The organism is Bordetella trematum (genome assembly GCF_900078335.1).
GTDB lineage: Bacteria > Pseudomonadota > Gammaproteobacteria > Burkholderiales > Burkholderiaceae_B > Bordetella > Bordetella trematum.
On record NZ_FKBR01000036.1, the window covers coordinates 1 to 2,354 of the forward strand.

A 2,354-nucleotide genomic window follows, 5' to 3' on the forward strand; every position below is an offset into this window, starting at 1 on the left:
ATCTACGGATCAAAGCTTGTTTGCCAGCTCCCCGTAGCTTTTCGCAGGCTACCACGTCCTTCATCGCCTGTGATCGCCAAGGCATCCACCATATGCACTTATTCGCTTGATCCTATAACACTTGAGTCTTATAGGTCGCTGAACATTTCACGTTTGTGCCGTTCTTAAGTTCAAAAGCTCTGGACAATTGCTTGCCCAGCTTGAGACTTGGAACAAAATCATGCAATCACAACCCGTATCCATCTTCATCAGCTCGCGCCGATTACTTGATGAACACTTTACGTTGTGCTTCTTCCAAATTGTTAAAGAACAAATATAGCTATTGGGCCTAAACCCAACGATCAATACTGATTCACAGCACTGATCGTTGAACTCAAACAAAATCTCTGGTGGAGGTGAACGGGATCGAACCGATGACATCCTGCTTGCAAAGCAGGCGCTCTCCCAGCTGAGCTACACCCCCGGTAATTCGTGGTGGGTCTGGTTGGATTCGAACCAACGACCCCCGCCTTATCAAGACGGTGCTCTAACCGACTGAGCTACAGACCCCAGACTCTTTATTTTCCGGATCTGTAAGATCCTTCCAGCAGCTATATTCTAACAACCGATAAGCGTGGACACTTGAAGCGAGCGCTTAGCTCTTAAAGGAGGTGATCCAGCCGCACCTTCCGATACGGCTACCTTGTTACGACTTCACCCCAGTCATGAATCCTACCGTGGTAATCGCCCCCCTTGCGGTTAGGCTAACTACTTCTGGTAAAACCCACTCCCATGGTGTGACGGGCGGTGTGTACAAGACCCGGGAACGTATTCACCGCGACATGCTGATCCGCGATTACTAGCGATTCCGACTTCACGCAGTCGAGTTGCAGACTGCGATCCGGACTACGATCGGGTTTCTGAGATTGGCTCCCCCTCGCGGGTTGGCAACCCTCTGTCCCGACCATTGTATGACGTGTGAAGCCCTACCCATAAGGGCCATGAGGACTTGACGTCATCCCCACCTTCCTCCGGTTTGTCACCGGCAGTCTCATTAGAGTGCCCTTTCGTAGCAACTAATGACAAGGGTTGCGCTCGTTGCGGGACTTAACCCAACATCTCACGACACGAGCTGACGACAGCCATGCAGCACCTGTGTTCCGGTTCTCTTGCGAGCACTCCCAAATCTCTTCGGGATTCCAGACATGTCAAGGGTAGGTAAGGTTTTTCGCGTTGCATCGAATTAATCCACATCATCCACCGCTTGTGCGGGTCCCCGTCAATTCCTTTGAGTTTTAATCTTGCGACCGTACTCCCCAGGCGGTCAACTTCACGCGTTAGCTGCGCTACTAAGGCCCGAAGGCCCCAACAGCTAGTTGACATCGTTTAGGGCGTGGACTACCAGGGTATCTAATCCTGTTTGCTCCCCACGCTTTCGTGCATGAGCGTCAGTGTTATCCCAGGAGGCTGCCTTCGCCATCGGTGTTCCTCCGCATATCTACGCATTTCACTGCTACACGCGGAATTCCACCTCCCTCTGACACACTCTAGCCCGGTAGTTAAAAATGCAGTTCCAAAGTTAAGCTCTGGGATTTCACATCTTTCTTTCCGAACCGCCTGCGCACGCTTTACGCCCAGTAATTCCGATTAACGCTTGCACCCTACGTATTACCGCGGCTGCTGGCACGTAGTTAGCCGGTGCTTATTCTGCAGGTACCGTCATTAGCGCCAGGTATTAGCTGGCGCCGTTTCTTTCCTGCCAAAAGTGCTTTACAACCCGAAGGCCTTCATCGCACACGCGGGATGGCTGGATCAGGGTTGCCCCCATTGTCCAAAATTCCCCACTGCTGCCTCCCGTAGGAGTCTGGGCCGTGTCTCAGTCCCAGTGTGGCTGGTCGTCCTCTCAAACCAGCTACGGATCGTCGCCTTGGTGAGCCGTTACCCCACCAACTAGCTAATCCGATATCGGCCGCTCCAATAGTGCGAGGCCCGAAGGTCCCCCGCTTTCCCCCGTAGGGCGTATGCGGTATTAGCCACGCTTTCGCGTAGTTATCCCCCGCTACTGGGCACGTTCCGATACATTACTCACCCGTTCGCCACTCGCCACCAGACCGAAGTCCGTGCTGCCGTCCGACTTGCATGTGTAAAGCATCCCGCCAGCGTTCAATCTGAGCCAGGATCAAACTCTTCAGTTTAATCTCTGTATGCGCCATCGGTATGACCCGACGACGACTTTCGCTTGCTCAAAGAAATGAGGTTTAAAAAACCCTACTTCTATATGAGCACTTGATAGTTTCGCTTTCCCGACCCGCCGAAGCGGATCGGTGCGCACTCACATCAAGTGCCCACACTTATCGGTTGTTGAGTTGTTAAAG

The 2,354-nt window shown here is 52.6% G+C and carries 2 tRNA genes and 2 rRNA genes; all 4 read right to left on the reverse strand.

The annotated features are described in order from the left end of the window. Positions 1-112 (reverse strand): 23S ribosomal RNA (locus A7V84_RS15720); the annotation flags it as partial. 275 nt (positions 113-387) lie between these two features. Beyond that, a tRNA-Ala gene (locus A7V84_RS15725) sits at positions 388-463 on the reverse strand. Between the two features lie 9 nt (positions 464-472). Beyond that, positions 473-549 (reverse strand) — tRNA-Ile (locus A7V84_RS15730). 94 nt (positions 550-643) lie between these two features. Further along, positions 644-2,174 (reverse strand): 16S ribosomal RNA (locus tag A7V84_RS15735). Between the last annotated feature and the right edge of the window lie 180 nt (positions 2,175-2,354).